Origin of the sequence: Alcaligenes ammonioxydans (assembly GCF_019343455.1) — a bacterium.
Taxonomy (GTDB): Bacteria; Pseudomonadota; Gammaproteobacteria; order Burkholderiales; family Burkholderiaceae_B; genus Alcaligenes; species Alcaligenes ammonioxydans.
Genome location: NZ_CP049362.1, coordinates 2263047 through 2279707 on the forward strand (window position 1 = coordinate 2263047; position 16661 = coordinate 2279707).

Annotated in this window: 16 protein-coding genes and 1 tRNA gene; 8 read left to right on the top strand and 9 right to left on the bottom strand. The window is 55.8% G+C overall.

What is annotated here, in order from left to right; genetic code table 11:
- Window positions 1-325: 325 nt before the first annotated feature.
- The 3 genes from FE795_RS10415 to FE795_RS10425 all read right to left on the bottom strand — a co-directional run bounded on the left by FE795_RS10415 (window position 326) and on the right by FE795_RS10425 (window position 1292).
- Window positions 326-401 (bottom strand) — tRNA-Val (locus FE795_RS10415).
- Window positions 402-492: 91 nt separating this feature from the next.
- Window positions 493-765, bottom strand: coding sequence for an HU family DNA-binding protein (locus FE795_RS10420; RefSeq protein WP_003799450.1), 273 nt, complete (start codon window positions 763-765; stop codon window positions 493-495).
- Between the two features lie 341 nt (window positions 766-1106).
- Window positions 1107-1292 (bottom strand): hypothetical protein, encoded by a 186-nt coding sequence (locus FE795_RS10425; protein WP_219234902.1) that lies wholly within the window; start codon window positions 1290-1292, stop codon window positions 1107-1109.
- Between the two features lie 44 nt (window positions 1293-1336).
- Here FE795_RS10425 and cobA point away from each other — a divergent pair, with 44 nt between their 5' ends.
- Genes cobA through nirJ form a run of 7 tightly spaced genes read left to right on the top strand, consistent with a single transcriptional unit; the run spans window position 1337 to window position 6742 of the window.
- Window positions 1337-2119: a uroporphyrinogen-III C-methyltransferase gene (gene cobA / locus FE795_RS10430; protein WP_003799445.1), complete on the top strand. Its 783-nt coding sequence runs from the start codon at window positions 1337-1339 to the stop codon at window positions 2117-2119.
- The gene (locus FE795_RS10435) at window positions 2116-2493 is read left to right on the top strand and encodes a c-type cytochrome (protein ID WP_329956470.1); all 378 of its coding nucleotides are present in this window, start codon (window positions 2116-2118) and stop codon (window positions 2491-2493) included. The genes cobA and FE795_RS10435 overlap by 4 nt, the downstream gene beginning before the upstream one ends.
- Window positions 2490-3653 carry a cytochrome D1 domain-containing protein gene (locus tag FE795_RS10440; RefSeq protein ID WP_219234904.1) on the top strand — a complete coding sequence of 388 codons (1164 nt, stop codon included), beginning with the start codon at window positions 2490-2492 and terminating at the stop codon, window positions 3651-3653. Before FE795_RS10435 ends, FE795_RS10440 begins: the two co-directional genes overlap by 4 nt.
- On the top strand, window positions 3643-4629 hold the full coding sequence (gene ahbB / locus FE795_RS10445) for a siroheme decarboxylase subunit beta (RefSeq protein ID WP_219234908.1): 987 nt from the start codon (window positions 3643-3645) through the stop codon (window positions 4627-4629). Before FE795_RS10440 ends, ahbB (FE795_RS10445) begins: the two co-directional genes overlap by 11 nt.
- Window positions 4622-5107, top strand: a complete 486-nt coding sequence (locus tag FE795_RS10450) for an Lrp/AsnC family transcriptional regulator (RefSeq protein WP_003799440.1) — start codon at window positions 4622-4624, stop codon at window positions 5105-5107. The genes ahbB (FE795_RS10445) and FE795_RS10450 overlap by 8 nt, the downstream gene beginning before the upstream one ends.
- 1 nt (window position 5108) lies before the next feature.
- Window positions 5109-5606: a siroheme decarboxylase subunit beta gene (gene ahbB, locus FE795_RS10455; RefSeq protein ID WP_219234910.1), complete on the top strand. Its 498-nt coding sequence runs from the start codon at window positions 5109-5111 to the stop codon at window positions 5604-5606.
- 2 nt (window positions 5607-5608) lie between these two features.
- Window positions 5609-6742: a heme d1 biosynthesis radical SAM protein NirJ gene (gene nirJ / locus FE795_RS10460; protein ID WP_039942901.1), complete on the top strand. Its 1134-nt coding sequence runs from the start codon at window positions 5609-5611 to the stop codon at window positions 6740-6742.
- A 382-nt stretch (window positions 6743-7124) separates the two neighbouring features.
- Here the strand turns inward: nirJ and FE795_RS10465 are convergent, their stop codons facing one another.
- Genes FE795_RS10465 through FE795_RS10475 form a run of 3 tightly spaced genes read right to left on the bottom strand, consistent with a single transcriptional unit; the run spans window position 7125 to window position 10071 of the window.
- Window positions 7125-8105, bottom strand: coding sequence for a precorrin-2 dehydrogenase/sirohydrochlorin ferrochelatase family protein (locus FE795_RS10465; protein WP_059317531.1), 981 nt, complete (start codon window positions 8103-8105; stop codon window positions 7125-7127).
- Between the two features lie 48 nt (window positions 8106-8153).
- Window positions 8154-8498 carry a c-type cytochrome gene (locus FE795_RS10470; RefSeq protein WP_003799432.1) on the bottom strand — a complete coding sequence of 115 codons (345 nt, stop codon included), beginning with the start codon at window positions 8496-8498 and terminating at the stop codon, window positions 8154-8156.
- A gap of 13 nt (window positions 8499-8511) precedes the next feature.
- Window positions 8512-10071, bottom strand: coding sequence for a nitrite reductase (locus FE795_RS10475; RefSeq protein WP_230406167.1), 1560 nt, complete (start codon window positions 10069-10071; stop codon window positions 8512-8514).
- 318 nt (window positions 10072-10389) lie between these two features.
- Here FE795_RS10475 and pdxR point away from each other — a divergent pair, with 318 nt between their 5' ends.
- Window positions 10390-11862 (top strand): MocR-like pyridoxine biosynthesis transcription factor PdxR, encoded by a 1473-nt coding sequence (gene pdxR / locus FE795_RS10480; RefSeq protein ID WP_003799428.1) that lies wholly within the window; start codon window positions 10390-10392, stop codon window positions 11860-11862.
- 13 nt (window positions 11863-11875) lie between these two features.
- Here pdxR and FE795_RS10485 read toward each other — a convergent pair whose 3' ends face one another.
- The 3 genes from FE795_RS10485 to rnr all read right to left on the bottom strand — a co-directional run bounded on the left by FE795_RS10485 (window position 11876) and on the right by rnr (window position 16566).
- Window positions 11876-13111: a cystathionine gamma-synthase family protein gene (locus FE795_RS10485; RefSeq protein ID WP_039942898.1), complete on the bottom strand. Its 1236-nt coding sequence runs from the start codon at window positions 13109-13111 to the stop codon at window positions 11876-11878.
- A gap of 158 nt (window positions 13112-13269) precedes the next feature.
- Window positions 13270-14016 (bottom strand): 23S rRNA (guanosine(2251)-2'-O)-methyltransferase RlmB, encoded by a 747-nt coding sequence (gene rlmB / locus FE795_RS10490; protein WP_003799424.1) that lies wholly within the window; start codon window positions 14014-14016, stop codon window positions 13270-13272.
- A 72-nt stretch (window positions 14017-14088) separates the two neighbouring features.
- Window positions 14089-16566: a ribonuclease R gene (gene rnr, locus FE795_RS10495; protein ID WP_003799422.1), complete on the bottom strand. Its 2478-nt coding sequence runs from the start codon at window positions 16564-16566 to the stop codon at window positions 14089-14091.
- Window positions 16567-16661: the final 95 nt, after the last annotated feature.

Sequence of the window (16661 nt, forward strand, 5' to 3'; positions counted from 1 at the left end):
GGACACTGATCGCAAATGCGCACGGATGACCGGAAGCGGACCGTAAAGCGCAACTCTGTGCTGGTTGCCACCACCCATGACCCCGTCTTACTGCCTGTTCTCTGTACCAAGCCGCTAAGGCTCGATCAAACCTGAAAGGCGAACCTAGGAGTACGTTTACGAACGCTTACAGCCACTTTACCGCCTGTTGGCAGCATCTGAAGGCCTTTTTCCCGGTCTGGTGTGCCTGTTCAATCAAGGGCGAACGCACGTATAAGGCCAATAAAACAGGCACAAAAAAAGCACTTAGTTTTACCTAAGTGCTTGATTCGACTAGCAAAAGAAATGGTGGGTGCTGAGGGGTTCGAACCCCCGACCTACGCCTTGTAAGGGCGCCGCTCTACCAGCTGAGCTAAGCACCCATTTCTGTGATGCCGTTCTTCTTGTGAAGAAAAAGAATTATAGGACCAAAGAATTTTTTTTGCAAGCCTTTTGCGCCAATTAATTTATAAATTAATTCACAGCGTCTTTCAGAGCCTTACCGGGACGGAACTTGGGCACGTTGGCGCCTTCGATCTCGATAGTTTCACCGGTACGTGGGTTACGACCCGAACGGGCAGCGCGTTCCGACACAGCAAAGGTGCCAAAACCAACCAGAGTAACCGTATCTTTTTCTTTCAGCGTGGTGGTCACGGCATCGATAAACGCATCCAGTGCACGACCAGCGTCAGCTTTGGACAGATCGGCTTTGGTGGAAATGAATTCGATAAGCTCGGTTTTATTCATTGAGAAAATACCCCTGAAAATTATTTTACGGGCCCCCAGCGGGAACCAGTTTGTGGCGGTCAGACTTAATAGTGACAAACGACCGGACATCCAAGCGCCCTGTCTGTCATGGCTACCGGGCGCACAAGTGCCCCGGTTGGCTACCGCGTATTAAGCCTTCGTTTAATACCCGTGTCAAGCAAAAAAACCTCTGTAACCCGCATCATTGCTCACTGTTGATACAAGTTGCAGGACTTTCCCTATTTTGCTGCGAGAAACTTAACAGCCTGCCGCAAATATGTTATTTGGGCATCGCCCGGCACAAAATTAGCGGGCTGATACTTGCGTTTTTGAATAATCTTTCAAGCACTTGCACGCCTATCTGCGTCCCCCTGCTCGGTGCGCATCGACCAAGCTCGCCTGACGGCATCGTCCTTGCTCATCAGCAGCATCGCAATGGTGGTCAGAAAGGTCACTTTCCGCACCCATTCCCTGAGCATGAACCATACCCATGCCAGGTCCTGCACGCCTCCTACAATTTTCTGCATTGTTCCCCTGTATTTCATATTTAGCGACAGCAAGGAGCGCAGCGATGCACGGCAAGGTTTATCTGGTTGGAGCGGGTCCGGGTGACCCTGAACTTCTCACAGTGCGGGCTTTATACCTGCTGCAACAGGCCGATGCCGTCGTCCACGACCGTCTGGTCAGCCGCGCAATCATGAGCTGCGTCAACCCGGAAGCCAGTTTGCACGATGTTGGAAAAGTGGCAGCCTGCAGAGCCGGTATGCAAGACGACATCAATGCCTTGCTTTTGTCGCTGAGCAAAACACACCAGCATGTCGTTCGCCTCAAAGGTGGCGATCCCTTCGTCTTTGGGCGAGGTGGCGAGGAGCAGCTTTATCTGCATCAGCATGGTGTTCAGGTAGAGGTTGTGCCGGGTATTACGGCTGCCATCGGCGCGGCTGCCTCCCTGGGTATTCCCCTGACCCATCGCGGTCTGGCCAGCAGCATGCGTGTGGTCACCGGTCACCTGCGTGATAACCGGGGTCTGGAACTGGACTGGGCGTCCTTGTCCGACCCCTCCTGTACGCTGGTGTTCTACATGGCCATGGCTAATTGCGGCCATATCGCCCAGGCCTTGATTCAGCATGGACGCGACGCGGACACTCCTATCGCCCTGGCTCAGGATGCCACGCTTAAAAATCAGCGCTGGGGTTTAGGCACATTGCAAACCTTGCCGCAACTGGCAGAGACATTCAGTCCACCTGCCCTGCTGATCATCGGAGACGTTGTGCGTTTGCATCCCGATTACCCCCGGCCCCGAGCACCCGCTCAGGACACAAGGCACGTTGAGCCATTCGGAGCATTGACGTGAGCGCCAGGCATTGCTGCCGGCGCCCTGATATCGCCCGCTTCCTGATAAAGCTATGGCCGGCTGCGTTGTTCGTATTTCTTTTGCCAAAGCAGCTCGCCGCCCATGAGCCGCCCCTCAGCCCGGAACGTCAAGCATCACTACGTAGCTTGCTGCATCAGGAATGTGGTTCGTGCCATGGTCTGAAGCTCAACGGCGGGCTGGGCCCAGCCTTGACGAGTGACGCCCTGCAAGGCCAAAGCGCGGCGCAGATCGCGCTGACGATCATCCACGGCCGTCCAGGGACGGCCATGCCCGGCTGGAATCGCTTTCTCCACCCCTCGGAAAGCCTGTGGCTGGCCGATTTTCTGCTTCGAACCCCGGACAAGAAACCATGAAAGCTTTGATAACGCTTGGCCTGCTGCTTGTGCTAAGCGGCTGCTCGACCCCACCACTACGAGGCACTCACGATCTGGGACTGGTTGTCGAGCGCGCCACTGGCAGCGTCGTCGTGATTGAAACCAGCCAGCAAAGCCGTCTGGCGCGCATCGAAGGTCTGGGCGATCTGTCCCATGCTCACATCACCTATTCCCGCGACGGGCGCTACGGCTATGTGTTTGGTCGTGATGGCGGCCTGAGCAAGGTTGATCTGCTTGGGCAAGTTCTGGTGCGACGCATCATTCAGTCTGGCAATGCCATCGGTGGCGCCATCTCGCAAGACGGCAGACTGATTGTGGTACAGAACTACGAGCCAGGCGGCATCCGGGTTTTCGATGCCGATACCCTCACTTTGCTCAGCGAGGTCCCCTCTACCTACGCCCCCGGCAAGCGCGCCAAAGTGGTGGGTCTGGCAGATTTGCCCAATCAGCAGTTCGTCTACTCTCTGTTCGAGGCAGGCGAGATCTGGTTGACCGACCTGTCCAATCCCCTCAGGCCTATCACCCGTCGCTTTCCGGCCGGCCGCCAGCCCTACGATGCCATGGTGACCCCAGACGGACGGTACTACATTGCCGGGCTGTTTGGCGAAGACGCCTTGGCGTTGCTGGACTTATGGAACCCTGAACAAGGTGTCCGAAAGATCCTGGCTGGCTATGGTCGGGGCGAATCGGCCTTGCCGGTGTACAAGATGCCGCATCTGCGTGGCTGGGCACTGGCAGGCCAGAATGTATTCCTGCCTGCCATAGGGCGCCACGAGGTGCTGGTTGCCAGTACCTTGGACTGGCAAGAAAAGGCCCGCATTCCGGTCCTGGGCCAGGCCGTATTTGTGATGGCCCAGCCTGATGGTCGCCAGGTTTGGGTGAACTTCGCCTTTCCAGACAACGACAAGGTGCAGGTCATTGACGTCGCGACATCCAGCGTGATCCGGACCCTGGAAGTGGGCAAGGCTGTGCTGCATATGGAGTTTACGCCTCGAGGCGAGGCGGTTTGGATCTCGGCACGCGATGACAACCGGGTCAACGTATACGACACCCGCTGTTTCAAACACCTGAGCAGCCTGAGTATTCATCAGCCCAGTGGCGTGTTTTTTACGCATCGGAGCAGTCGCATTGGTTTCTGAACTCTCCCCTTCCGCTTTCCAACTACTCAATGCCTGGCAACACGGTTTCCCCCTGGAGCCACGTCCTTTTCGCAAACTGGGACTGCTACTGGGCCTGAGCGAACCAGCAGTGATGGACTACCTCCGAGGCTGGCGCGACCAAGGCATCATCAGCCGCATTGGACCGGTTCTGAACCCCGCCTGCATAAGCAGCACGTTGGTCGGCATGCAAGTTCCAGACCGAGAGCTGGATGGCGTGGCAAACTGGATCAGCACGCTACCGGCCGTCAACCATAATTACGAACGGGAGCACGCCATCAATCTCTGGTTTGTGCTGACCTGTTCAGATGAAGCAGAACGGCGCGCAACGCTCGATCACATCGCGTGCCACACGGGCTTACGGCCCCTGTCTCTGCCCATGCTCAAGGCCTATCACATTGATCTGGGTTTCAGCCTGCTTCATCACACCAAAGTAAACAACCCTATAGCGCCCGGCAGCGGTCTGCCTGCCTTGGGCAGCGTTGAACGCAAGCTGCTTGAATGCGCATTACAAGGCGTGGAGATTCAGGCCGAACCGTTCAAACCCTGGGCTCAGTACGCGCAAATAAGCGAGGCGCAAGTACTGCTGCATCTACGCCACTTTCTGGCGCAAGGGATTTTCAGGCGGTTTGGTGTGGTTCTACACCATCGCAAGCTGGGCTATCAGGCCAATGCCATGTGCGTCTGGACAGTAGACACGCAGCATATCGACGCCGTGGGCGAAAAACTGGCCAAGCAAAGCGGCATCACGTTGTGCTATCGGCGCCAGCCCTTTCCACCCTATTGGAATCACAATCTGTTTTGCATGATTCACGGTAAAGAACGTGGGCAGGTGCTGAGCCAACATGCACAGTTGAACGACGATTTGGGCTTGAGCCTGTTGCCCCAGGAAGTTCTGTTCTCCAAACGTTGCTTCAAACAACGGGGCGCATTGCTTAACCAGCCTCATCATGACTAATACGAATCTCCCCTTACGCCACACACCGGTCGAATTGGACGCTGCCGATCGACCTATCCTGAATCGCTTGCAGGAGGGATTCCCCATCTGCTCCCGTCCTTTTGCGCAACTGGCTCCTGATTTTGGTTTGAAGGAGTCCGAACTAATCGCACGCGTGCAGCACTTACACCGATCCGGCGTCTTGACCCGCTTTGGCCCTCTCTTTCAGATCGAAGCCCTGGGAGGGGCTTATTGCCTGGCCGCAATGGCCGTGCCGGAAAAGCGCTGGGAAAGCACCGTCAAAGCGGTGAACCGCCACCCGGAGGTAGCGCATAACTACCGTCGCACTCACGCCTTGAATATGTGGTTCGTGCTTGCCGCCGCCAGCATGCTGGAGATCGAGTCCTGCCTGAGGATCATCGAGGTGGAAACAGGCTTGCCGGTTTTCGCATTCCCGAAAGAGCGGGAATACCTTCTTAGCCTGAAACTGGAGCTTTGACATGCGTCGCTTAACTCAGCCTTACATCGCTTTGATTCATGCGTCTGAACAAGGCTTGGCGATAGAACCCCAACCTTATCTAAAACTAGCCCAAGAGCTGCGGGTGTCCGAAACCTATGTCATGACACAGTTTCAAAACATGCTGGACCACGGCTTGATCCGGCGTATTGCAGCCGTCCCCAATCACTATGCCTTGGGCTATGTAGCCAATGGAATGTGCGTCTGGAACATTGCAGACGACAAACTGGACACGGTAGGCACATGGCTGGCTACACAAGCGGGCATCAGCCACTGCTACCGTCGACCCCGACGCCTACCCGAGTGGCCCTATAACCTGTTTGCCATGTTGCATGGCAAAGACCATGACACGGTGCGCGCCCAGGCACTACACATCAGTACACAAATCAGGCAGGACTTTCCGGGAATTTTGCACGATCACGATATTTTATTTTCCACGGCCATTCTTAAGAAAACTGGCTTGCGTCTGCGGAGGCCTTAAGCATGTTTCGCCTATCCCGTTTTGTTGCTGCGTTGCACTCCCCGGTTCCCCCTATGCGTAAAAGCAAGGCCCCGGTGGTCATCTGGAATCTGATCCGGCGTTGCAATCTACATTGCAGCCATTGTTACTCAGCCTCGACCAACAAACATTTTCCAGGGGAGTTGAGCCATGAACAGGCGTGCCGGGTCATGGATGATTTGCATCAGTTCGGCGTACGCGCATTAATTCTATCGGGTGGCGAACCCTTGCTACGACCCGATATTTATGACCTGGCCCAACGAGCAAAAGCCTTGGGTATGTACGTTGGACTGTCATCCAATGGCACGTTGATCACAGAGCAGACTATTGATCGGATAGCCGACTGCGGCTTTGACTATGTGGGTATCTCGCTGGATGGCTTGCAAGCCAGACATGACAACATTCGGGGCGAGAAAGGAGCCTACGCGGCATCGTTGCAAGGTTTGCGTCTATGTCGTGAAAAGCATCTGAAAGTCGGCCTGCGCTTTACATTAACCCAAGAAAACGCACTTGATTTGAATGGTCTGCTACAGGTGATGGAACAAGAGCAGATTGACCGTTTTTATCTCTCTCATTTGAACTACGCGGGCAGGGGTCTGGGCAACCGCTCCCTGGCCAGTCACCACGCGCTCACCCGATGGGCAATGGAACAACTGTTCACCACCTGCCTGACCTATCAGCAAGCTGGCACCCCCAAGGAATTTACCTCGGGCAATAACGATGCTGATGGTGTTTTCTTTTTACATTGGGTACGACGGCACTACCCCGAACATACGCAGAAAATTATCGACATGTTGCGGCAATGGGGAGGCAATTCCTCTGGCCAGGGCATCGCCAATATCGATAACCGCGGTAATGTGCATCCCGACACCATGTGGTGGCACTATAGTTTGGGCAATGTACTGCAACGCCCTTTCTCAGAGATTTGGTCAGACCAGCAGGAGCCCCTGCTAAGGGGACTACGCCAGAAGCCACGGCAGGTACAAGGGCGCTGCGCGAGCTGCGCGTATCTCGACATCTGTAATGGCAATACTCGCACCCGCGCAGAAAAGAGCACCGGCAATGTATGGGCTGAAGATCCGGGCTGCTATCTGAATGACCAGGAAATCACTCGCTAAGGTCGCCCCTCTTTATTGCGCAAGGTTGGGCACTGCCGACGAAGCAGCGCCCACCCACACCCACGCTCCCATTCACATTCAAATTCACACTCACAACAGATCCTGAGCAAGATTTATAAGGACATCCCCGCTAGATCTGCACGCCAACTTCTACAAAGACACAATGGCAACTGCTTGAATAAAACATCGACAAATGCTGCATCGGCCCCAGCAATCAATAATGCAGGTACCAGCCTGTGCGTTTTGTATGGTGAGCCATTACCAATGGCAGGTCAGTCAAAGCCCAGAACGCAGACACGAATAAACACACATCGTGCCTGAGTCAGGTAGCTGAACATAATGCAGCATCTGCCCCCAACCGCAGCCGTAATACGCAGATTGTTTAAGCCAGTTCGCCCTGCACGCCATGGTGACGCAACAGATCAAGCAAAGGCTGCACAGGCCACGATGCTTTCCAGGTGATCACAATACGCTCTCCGGGTGACCAGGAACGGCACAGCGGCGCCCAGAAATCCTGATTCAACAAGGTTTCCTGCAAAACCACGCCCCCCTGATCCAAAGGCATCAGGCGGGCGTCGCGACGGGCCTTTTCGAGAATTGCGGGCAAGATAAGCGGCAAATATAAAACCCAGTCCGCCTGGTTCAATTTGCGCAACGCACGAAGGGTTAACAAATCCACTGCGTCCAAATCTGCAATCGGCAGTATGGTGACCACAATAGTCTGAGGAGGCACCTCCTCCTTTAATGCCGTCTCAAAAGCCGTCCGTGCCTGCTCAGGCTTACCCTGGGCAAACAGATCGGGAATAGGACTATCCAGAACAGAATCAAAAAACTGACGGCGCGTATGGGGCTCGGGAAAAGCCTGTTTGATCTCTGCTCGACGGCGAGCCAGCAGCCCCGCCAGTTGCCCTAGCGATTCGGGAAGCTCGCTTTCTATCCATTCACGGACCCGTCGAGCCAGAACAGGAGCCGAGCCGGCAGACGAAATCGCAATCATCAAGGGCGAGCGGTCCACCATGGCCGGCACCTGCACAGTCGAAAGCTCACCGTCATCGACCACATTGCAGGGCAAATGCAAGGCTTCGGCTGCCTGCGCCACGCTACGGTTTATCTCGCGCCGACCGGTGGCTGCGATGACCAGCCAGGCATGACGAATATGATCCGCCACAAAAGAGCTGAACAGACTGGTCAAGGCACCAGCTTGGGCGCTGGCCCGTAACCATGGGGTTTGCTCGGGCGCTACAACGGTAACTCGTGCCCCAGCACGCAGCAAAAGACGAACCTTGCGCTCAGCGACCGTCCCCCCACCGACCACGACGACGACCTTGCCAGTCAGATTGAAGAACAAGGGAAACACATTCATGGCATCACATCCTTCAGGCGTCAGTGAACACTGACGCCCGGTTCATTGCTACTTCAGACTGGCAAAGTAAGCAGCCAGCTCATTGACCATTTCAGGGCTTAAGGGCTCAGCCATCGGACTCATGATAGGGTCATTGCGCTCTCGCGTTTTGAACTGCTGCAACTGTTTGACCAGATATTCCTCTTTTTGCCCAGCCAGGTTGGGATACAAGCCCACTGTACTGATTCCCTCTAGCCCATGACATGATGCACACAGGGGCAGCATGGCAGAGGCCTGAGCCGACAATTGTGACTGCCCATGTGAACCTTGCAATCCGGCCGGCTCGTCCGCCGCCCTGGCTGCATTGACTGCCATCAGTCCAGCCAGGGCCAGACCCATCAAAAGCTGTTTCATGATGTTCCTTTGCTTAGAATTTTTGGGTTTCAGGCTGCCCGATGGTGAGCCAACGGGTGCGGGCACGCGAGAACACACCGGAGGGGCTTTCCATCTTGTGCTCGGCCACCAGCTCCAGACTGCGGCTGTCATAGATCTTCAGACGATCACCCCAATAGCCAGAGCTGACGTACAGGTAATCACCCGTACGGTTGTAATTGGGAAAGAAGGCGTGACCGCCCACGTCCAGGGTTTTCACGACGGACAAGGTGTTTTTGTCGATCAGCTGAATCCAGGCGGCACGCTTGTCTTTGTCAATAATGTCGACCGCAACATACGGGGCATTGGGGTGAGCAGCCGGCGATTCGGTGGCGCCCGCCACCGGAATTTGTTTCACCACCGAAAAGTCTTTGGTATCCCAGACGGTGACCACAGAGCCCAGTTTGCAACTGCCCATATTGGTGCCGAAAGCCAGCATACGCCCATTGACTTCCGTTACCGCTCCCGAACCGGCATGAGGCTGGCAGCCAGCCGGAATATCGCGCACCACTTTGTCGTCTTTCAAGTCGATGGCCACATACTTGTTGTCATCGTAAGAGGCAACCATGGAATAGCGCCCATCCGGGGTGAGGAAAGTATCGTGCAACATGCGCCCCACCTTGGCCAGTTTGGTCACGGGCATGTCGGGCTTGTCCGGGTCGATGATCCAGATCTGTCCTGCTTGCCGCAGCGTCAGTGCAAATTTGTTATTGATGCGACTGCCGATGATCGGACCGCCAGCGGATTTAATGAAATTGCCATCGGGGTCCTCGCCTTCCAGCGCGAGATATTTCACGGGCTCCAGGGTGTCGGCTTTCAAGATAACCATGCTGTTGGGCACGAATGAGCTCAGCGCCAGCCACTTACCATCCTTGGACAGTGCTATCCCGGTGCCCGTCAGACCAATCTTGGCCTGTCGCACAATCTGCAAGGTGTACAGGTCGATTTTATAGACATGGCCATCATCACTTTTCAGATAGGCCCAGCGCTCATGACTGGGGCTGAACTCCATGATGTGGGGTGCTCCCACCGTCGCAATTTCGCCCACTTTCTGGTTGTTCTGGCCATTGATGAAAACCGCACGGGCCTGATTGGCGCCGTCACCCCGACCGTAGCGTCCACGAGCCATGATGACCATCAGATCGTAGACAGAGTCGATCTCGTAATTGGGCTTGTCGGGTAAGGTGGACTCATCGACCAACACCTTCACGCTGGCGCGGATCTGGTCCATCCCCCAGTGACGTTCCACCACAGGCTCATTTTTGATCAGCCTGGCCAGGGCACGGATATCCTCATCGGGCAAACGCCCCACGAAAGGCGGCATCAAGGTATCCGGGATTCCGGTCATGATGGTGCCGCGCAAGGCAATCTCACTTTGAACGAGACGATCCCTGTGCAGACCCGGCGCAATGTATCCACCCCGGTCGGCTGCGTGACAGACCGCACAGTTCTCCTGAAACAGCTTGTCCACCCGCACTTGCTCTTGCGTCGGTTCCGCCAGTGCCGTGCTGACGGTGGCAGACAGGAAGGCCAGGGTCATCATTTTTCTATACATTCCATTACCTCCAACATGTGACTTGCCAAGGGGCAAGGCCATTCAAACTATAACGATTGTTATTTTTTGATGAGAAGGTATGGATACGGACCAAAGAATGGTGACGGTTTTTTTATATCGCAATTACAGTAAATTAAATACTCTTACCGAGATAAAAAAATCGCTGACGATGGGTAAGGTGACAGATCAACAAAGCGGACAAATTTATCACGAACGAAACATCACATTGAGCCAACTCAAGTTAAAAGAGAGAGGGGTTACCTATAGTGGCTCAGCCTGGCTCGCTCTCGATGGTTTTGATTCCTTTCCAGTCCCACCATGTTTTCTTTACCGATTACGCTCTCCCATACTCATAGCCCGCCCTACAAACGACAAATTGCCCGTCAAATCGAAAGCCTGATTTGTTCAGGGCGCTTGCAAGAAGGTAGTCGCCTGCCTTCGATTCAGCGGATGGCGTCTTTGCTTCAAGTGTCCAAAAATACCGTGATGGGTGCCTATGACCTGCTGATTGATTCCAATCTGATTCATAGCGAACCTAGCCGGGGGTTTTTCGTGGCCACCCCTACCCGTCATGGACGCAGTCGTCTGGCACCGGATTTTGTGTTGCAAACGGCGCATTGCTCACGCAGTCTGCGCACCAGCACCGCCCAGGCCAGCGGGGTTCATGTGCCCGCCCCCAGTCTGCCAGTTCGCTTCGATTTCAAGGTCGGACGGCCTTCTGCCCATGCTTTTCCACTGCGTCAGTTTATTCATCTGTCCAATCAGTTGCTGCGCTACGCCGGCTCAGCCATGGCGGAGTACCCGCCACCGGAAGGGCTATGGGGTTTACGTCTGCAGATTGCGGATTATCTGGCGGCCAGCAAGGGAATACTGGCCGACCCGGAACACATCATCATCACCGCAGGAACTCAGGAGTCACTCAGCCTGATTACGGCGCATTTCCTGGATGAGCATAGTTGTGCGGTGCATGAATCCCCCGGCTATAACGGGTTCAGGCATCTGCTGGAACGGCATCGGGCACAAGGCATTCCAGTGCCGGTGGATGAGCAGGGTTTATGCACCGGCCACCTGCCCGACAGGCCCGTCCAACTGGCCTTTGTGACGCCATCGCACCAATACCCTTTGGGACATACATTGACGGTGCGGCGGCGTCAGGAACTGCTGGCCTGGGCCAGCACCAGTGGCGCATTGATCATCGAGGATGATTACGACGGAGACTTCTGTTACGGGCCGGCCTTGCCCGCAGCGCTCAAGGCCATGAGCCCGGGACAGGTCATTTACCTGGGCTCATTTTCCAAAACCCTGGGTCCCGGCTTGCGTTTGGCCTACATGGTCTGTCCGCCCCAGCTAAGCCAAGACTTTATCGCCCGCAAGGCGCTGCTCAACAACGGCTCCCCCTGGTTAACACAAGCTGTACTGGCACGCTTCTTTGATGAGTACGACTACCCACGTCACCTGCAGCACTTGCGCCGCCGCTATCTGGACCAGCGCAATATCCTGCTCCAGGGCCTGAAGCACATATGGGGAAATACAGGTGTGATCAGCGGGCAGAATGCCGGCATGCATCTGGCCTTTCGTTTGCCATCGCAAAGCCCGAACGCCGATCACCTGGCCTCGACCGCGCTTCACTATGGCATACGGCTTTACCCTCTGGCCCAGGCCGCCAGCCAGGAAGCAGACGGCACCAAACCGCGCCATCTGCTATTTGGCTATGCCAATCTGGAGCCGGGAGAGCTGCAACAGGCGATGCAGCATCTTGCCCTGATACAGCCTAGGCTGAACCAGGACTAGACAGAGCATGTATTCAGGACTGAGCCAACGCTTGATCAAAGTCCGTGGTCAGATCGACAATTTCCTCGATGCCAACGGAGATACGCAACTGGTTATCAGCAATGCCCATCAAGGCGCGCTGCTCGGCCCCCATTTCATAATAGATGGTGTGCGCAACCGGCAATACCAGACTGCGGTTATCGCCCAGATGGGTAGCCAGCACAAAAACCTTCAGACGATTCAGAAAATCGAAGATTTCGATTTTGTCTTCCAGCACCACGCTCATCAGGCCTCCAAAGCGATTGCCGAACAAGTGGGCGGTGCGCTCATGCTGAGGATGGTCTTCCAGGCCAGGATAACGCACGTGTTTTACCTTGGGGTGAGCCTTCAGATGACGCGCCAGCGCCAGGGCGTTAGCGCAAATGCGTTCCATGCGCAAAGGCAGTGTTTCCGAACCCACAGCCAGACGATGGGCCACGTCAGACGACAAGGTGCCACCCATATCACGCAATCCCTTCTTACGGATCTGCACCAGCCCCCAGTTCTGGGGATTGCCGTTGCGATAGACCTGGGCAATGTTGGGATAGGTGGTCCAGTCAAACAAGCCCGTGTCGGTCACCATGCCACCCAAGGCATTGCCATGACCGCCGATGTGCTTGGACAGGGAATTGATCACCAACGAGGCCTTGAACTCCCGACCCGGCAACAAATACGGCGAGGACAAAGTGGCATCCACCACGTACAAGAGGCCCTCGTCCTGGCACCATTGCCCCACCCCTTGCAGATCGGCCACCTGAGTGCCTGGGTTGGCAATCGTTTCCAAAAAAACCATACGGGTGTTGGGCTGTCGTGCTGCCTGAACTTGCGCCAGATCCGTCGCATCCACCAGCGTGGTCTGCACACCCAGATCCCGCAAGGTGCCCAACAGACTATTGGTATTGCCAAACAAATATTTGCTGGCAATCAGGTGATCGCCCTGACGCAACAAGGTAAACAGGGTCGCCGTCAGCGCTGCCATTCCAGTGGCGAAACTCACGCTGCCCACGCCTTTTTCCATGCGTGTAATCTTGGCTTCCAAGGCCGCCGTTGTGGGTGTGCCCTGACGAGAATAGGTGAAGCCCGATTTGCCTTGAAAGACCGCGGCCAACTCACGTGCATCCTGAAAGCCAAACTCGGTCGATGGGTGCAATGGCTGATGAATAGCGCCGTACTGCGTGCCCAAGCGACGGTCAGAATGCAGGGTGGAGGTAATAAAGCCGTTTTCGTCCATGATCGTTTCAAAGCCCAAAATGCAAGTACATCCCATCAACCTTGGTGGGCTTGCGCCCGGCTGATGGCCAATCACTTATTATCTGGTGAAGCAGCCGCTGAAAGCGGCTGTCTTTTATACAAATAAGTAATTAAGTAAGTAACAAGACTTAAAAGAAATTAAGCCTGGCTACGTTGGCGTAACGTCTCGTACAAGCAAACCGCGCTGGCAACACTGACGTTCAGGCTCTCCACAGCCCCCATCATGGGAATGGAGACCAGCTCATCGCAAGTCTCACGGGTCAGCCGACGCATACCCTCTCCCTCGGCCCCCATCACCCAGGCCATAGGCCGACGCGCATCTACTTGATGAAAGGTATGACTTGCCTGGTCGCTGGTCCCCACCAGCCAGACGTCACGCTCGCGCAGCATGCGCATGGTACGAGCAAGATTGGTCACGGTAATGTAGGGGGTGGACTCTGCCGCCCCACACGCGACACGCGACACGGTGGCATTCAGGCCCACGGCACGATCGCGAGGCGCAATCACGGCATGCGCACCCGCGGCATTGGCACTGCGCAGGCAGGCGCCCAGATTGTGAGGGTCAGTAACCCCATCCAAAATCAACAGGAACGGAACCTGGCCAGCCTCTTCAAGATCATCCAGCAATTCGTTGACATCAACCGCCAATTCCTGCTCGAGAGCCAAGGCCACCACACCTTGGTGGCGAGTGCCTTTGGCCAGACCATCAAGACGCTCGACGGGCACTGCCATGACTTTCAGGCCCGCCTGCTCAACCTGTTCGATAAAGGCCAACATCCGCTTGTCGCGCCGGGTCTGATCCACATACACCTCGCGCACCGTAGCGGCGCTATAACGAACCCGGGCAATAACGGCATGAAAACCGGCCAAAACCTGCTGAGCCATAACAATCCTTGGAGGAAATAAATCAAAGCAAATAAAGAAAGCCGGGCAAAAGCCCGGCTTGATATTGTACGCCTATCGGCGCCGGCCTCTTGGGCTACGCGTGGATTTGGCCGCTTTGGCCGTCTTTTCCGCGCTGCGCTTTTCATCCCGCTCGGCCTGCTTTTGGGAGGCACGCCGTTGGGACGCCGTAGTGCCCTTTAACGCCAAAGGCTTGGTCGGAGCAGCTTTCTTGATGGGACGCTCGGAAGGATCAGACGCTTCAGCCGCTGCCTTCACAGCCTTATACCCGACTCCCTTGACCAGACGAAACTCGATGCGACGCGCCTCCAGGTCAACGCGGGCTACCTGTACTTGCACGGCATCGGTCAGGCGATAACGCAAGCCCGTGCGCTCGCCACGCAGCTCATTCAAAGTTTCGTTGTACTGGAAATAATCCGCGCCCAGTTCAGAGACATGGACCAGACCCTCTACATACAGAGTATCCAGGGTGACGAAGAGGCCAAAACTGGTGACACCGCTGATCTTGCCGGAGTACTCCTCGCCCACATGCTCTTTTACAAACCAGCATTTGAGCCAGGCTTCCACATCTTTGGAAGCCTCGTCAGCGCGACGCTCGCGAGCCGACAACAACGCCCCCAGTTTTTCCCACCGCGCAAAATCCCGTTTACTGGCGGGCAGCGCCGCATCCCCCGGGTCCTCATCAATAGCCGGAACATAGCGCTCGCCCTTCAAAATACCCTTGATGACGCGATGCACCAGCAAATCGGGATAGCGACGAATCGGCGAGGTGAAGTGGGCATACTGCGAATAGGCAAGCCCAAAGTGTCCCGTTTTCTCCGGGCTGTAAATGGCCTGCTGCATCGAGCGCAAACACATGGTCTGAATGATGGCAAAGTCCGAGCGGCCACGCGCTGCCGCCACGACTTTGGCGTAATCGGCCGAGCTGGGTTCATCGCCCCCTTCCAGAGTCAAACCCAAACTGCGCAGATACTCGCGCAAGGCTTCCAGCTTGGGCGGCGTGGGGCCTTCGTGCACACGGTACAGACCGTTGCGACGGCTACGAGCAATGAAATCAGCTGCGCAGGTATTGGCTGCCAGCATGCATTCTTCAATCAGTTTGTGAGCATCGTTGCGAACCAGGGGCTCAATACGCTCGATACGGCCCAAAGGATTGCACACGATCTTGGTTTCGACAGTATCGAAATCAATCGCCCCCCGCGCAGCACGTTGCTCGGCCAGCACACGATACAGGGCATACAGATTCTGCACGGGCTCCAGCACATGCTGGATCTGATTGGCCGCCGGGCCTGTGGGCTGCTGCAGGGCGCTCCAGATATCAGAATAGGTGGTGCGCGCATGCGAGTGGATGACCGCTTCATAAAACTGATAGGCTGAAACGGTGCCGGACTTGGCGCCATCCGCCAACACGACCATATCGCAGACCATGACCAGACGGTCTACCGATGGATTAAGCGAACAGATTCCGTTGGACAGACTTTCGGGCAGCATAGGAATCACGCGGCGCGGAAAATACACACTGGTACCCCGCTCCAGCGCATCCTCATCCAGCGCGTCACCCGAACGCACATAATGGCTGACATCTGCAATTGCCACCAGCAAACGCCACGCCCAGCGGGGCCGTTTACCGGTTCCGATATCGACACGTTCGCAATACACCGCATCATCAAAGTCGCGGGCGTCTTCCCCATCAATCGTAATGAATGGCACATCGCGCAAGTCGACACGGCCTTTATATTCCGAAGGCTTGACCTTGGCAGGAATGCGGGCGGCTTGCTTGAGCGCCTTATCGGAAAAATCGACCGGCACCTCAAACTTGCGCACGGCAATCTCGATTTCCATGCCGGGATCGTCAATTTCCCCCAGCACCTCAATCACACGCCCCAAAGGCTGACGATGCCGCTCCGGCTGTTGGGTAATCGCTACGGTGACGACCTGACCGGGTTCGGCCTCGCCCTGCTCCCCGCTTGGAATCAGAATGTCATGCTTGATGCGCTGATCTTCGGGCACCACGATAAACGTGCCACGCTCGCGCAGGAAACGTCCCACCAGCTTGCTGGTGTGACGCGCCGTCACTTCTACGATCGAGGCGTCTGGCTTGCCGCGGTACTCTCCGACGATGCGCACCATAACGTGGTCGCCGTGCAACACCTTGGCCATTTCTCGTGGGGACAAGAACAGATCAGGCTGCCCGTCGTCACGCTGCAAGAAACCAAAGCCGTCGCGATGACCCAACACCTTGCCCGCGATAAAACCAGTCTGGCTGTTTTTGCGAATCTTGCCTTCGGGGGAGATCAGCAGTTGTCCATCGCGCTCCATTGCGCGCACACGCCGCTCAAAACCCACCGTAATCTCTTTGCCCAGGCCCAGCTTTTGTGCCAGAGCCTGCATGGTCAGGCCGTCTGCATCTTCGCGCAGCCCCGCCAGGATCGCTTCCCGCGTCGGGGTATCCGGGTCGAAGTCAGGCGGCAATTCATAACGGCCCGTTGTTTGAATACGGTCCTCAGTACTGTCTTGATGTTTTTTATTCAAAAGGACACTTCCATTATTAATAAAGTATGCCTATAATCCTTTTTCTTTGCTGCTTACGCAGCAAAAACGTTGAAGGCTTTTGGCACAGTCATAAG

Excerpts from the sequence above, each read along its gene's own strand:
- FE795_RS10420 (WP_003799450.1), bottom strand. The coding sequence starts at position 765 with ATGAATAAAACCGAGCTTATCGAATTCATTTCCACCAAAGCCGATCTG.
- FE795_RS10425 (WP_219234902.1), bottom strand. The coding sequence starts at position 1,292 with ATGCAGAAAATTGTAGGAGGCGTGCAGGACCTGGCATGGGTATGGTTC.
- cobA (WP_003799445.1), top strand. The coding sequence starts at position 1,337 with ATGCACGGCAAGGTTTATCTGGTTGGAGCGGGTCCGGGTGACCCTGAA.
- FE795_RS10440 (WP_219234904.1), top strand. The coding sequence starts at position 2,490 with ATGAAAGCTTTGATAACGCTTGGCCTGCTGCTTGTGCTAAGCGGCTGC.
- FE795_RS10450 (WP_003799440.1), top strand. The coding sequence starts at position 4,622 with ATGACTAATACGAATCTCCCCTTACGCCACACACCGGTCGAATTGGAC.
- ahbB (WP_219234910.1), top strand. The coding sequence starts at position 5,109 with ATGCGTCGCTTAACTCAGCCTTACATCGCTTTGATTCATGCGTCTGAA.
- nirJ (WP_039942901.1), top strand. The coding sequence starts at position 5,609 with ATGTTTCGCCTATCCCGTTTTGTTGCTGCGTTGCACTCCCCGGTTCCC.
- FE795_RS10465 (WP_059317531.1), bottom strand. The coding sequence starts at position 8,105 with ATGAATGTGTTTCCCTTGTTCTTCAATCTGACTGGCAAGGTCGTCGTC.
- FE795_RS10470 (WP_003799432.1), bottom strand. The coding sequence starts at position 8,498 with ATGAAACAGCTTTTGATGGGTCTGGCCCTGGCTGGACTGATGGCAGTC.
- FE795_RS10475 (WP_230406167.1), bottom strand. The coding sequence starts at position 10,071 with ATGTATAGAAAAATGATGACCCTGGCCTTCCTGTCTGCCACCGTCAGC.
- pdxR (WP_003799428.1), top strand. The coding sequence starts at position 10,390 with ATGTTTTCTTTACCGATTACGCTCTCCCATACTCATAGCCCGCCCTAC.
- FE795_RS10485 (WP_039942898.1), bottom strand. The coding sequence starts at position 13,111 with ATGGACGAAAACGGCTTTATTACCTCCACCCTGCATTCTGACCGTCGC.
- rlmB (WP_003799424.1), bottom strand. The coding sequence starts at position 14,016 with ATGGCTCAGCAGGTTTTGGCCGGTTTTCATGCCGTTATTGCCCGGGTT.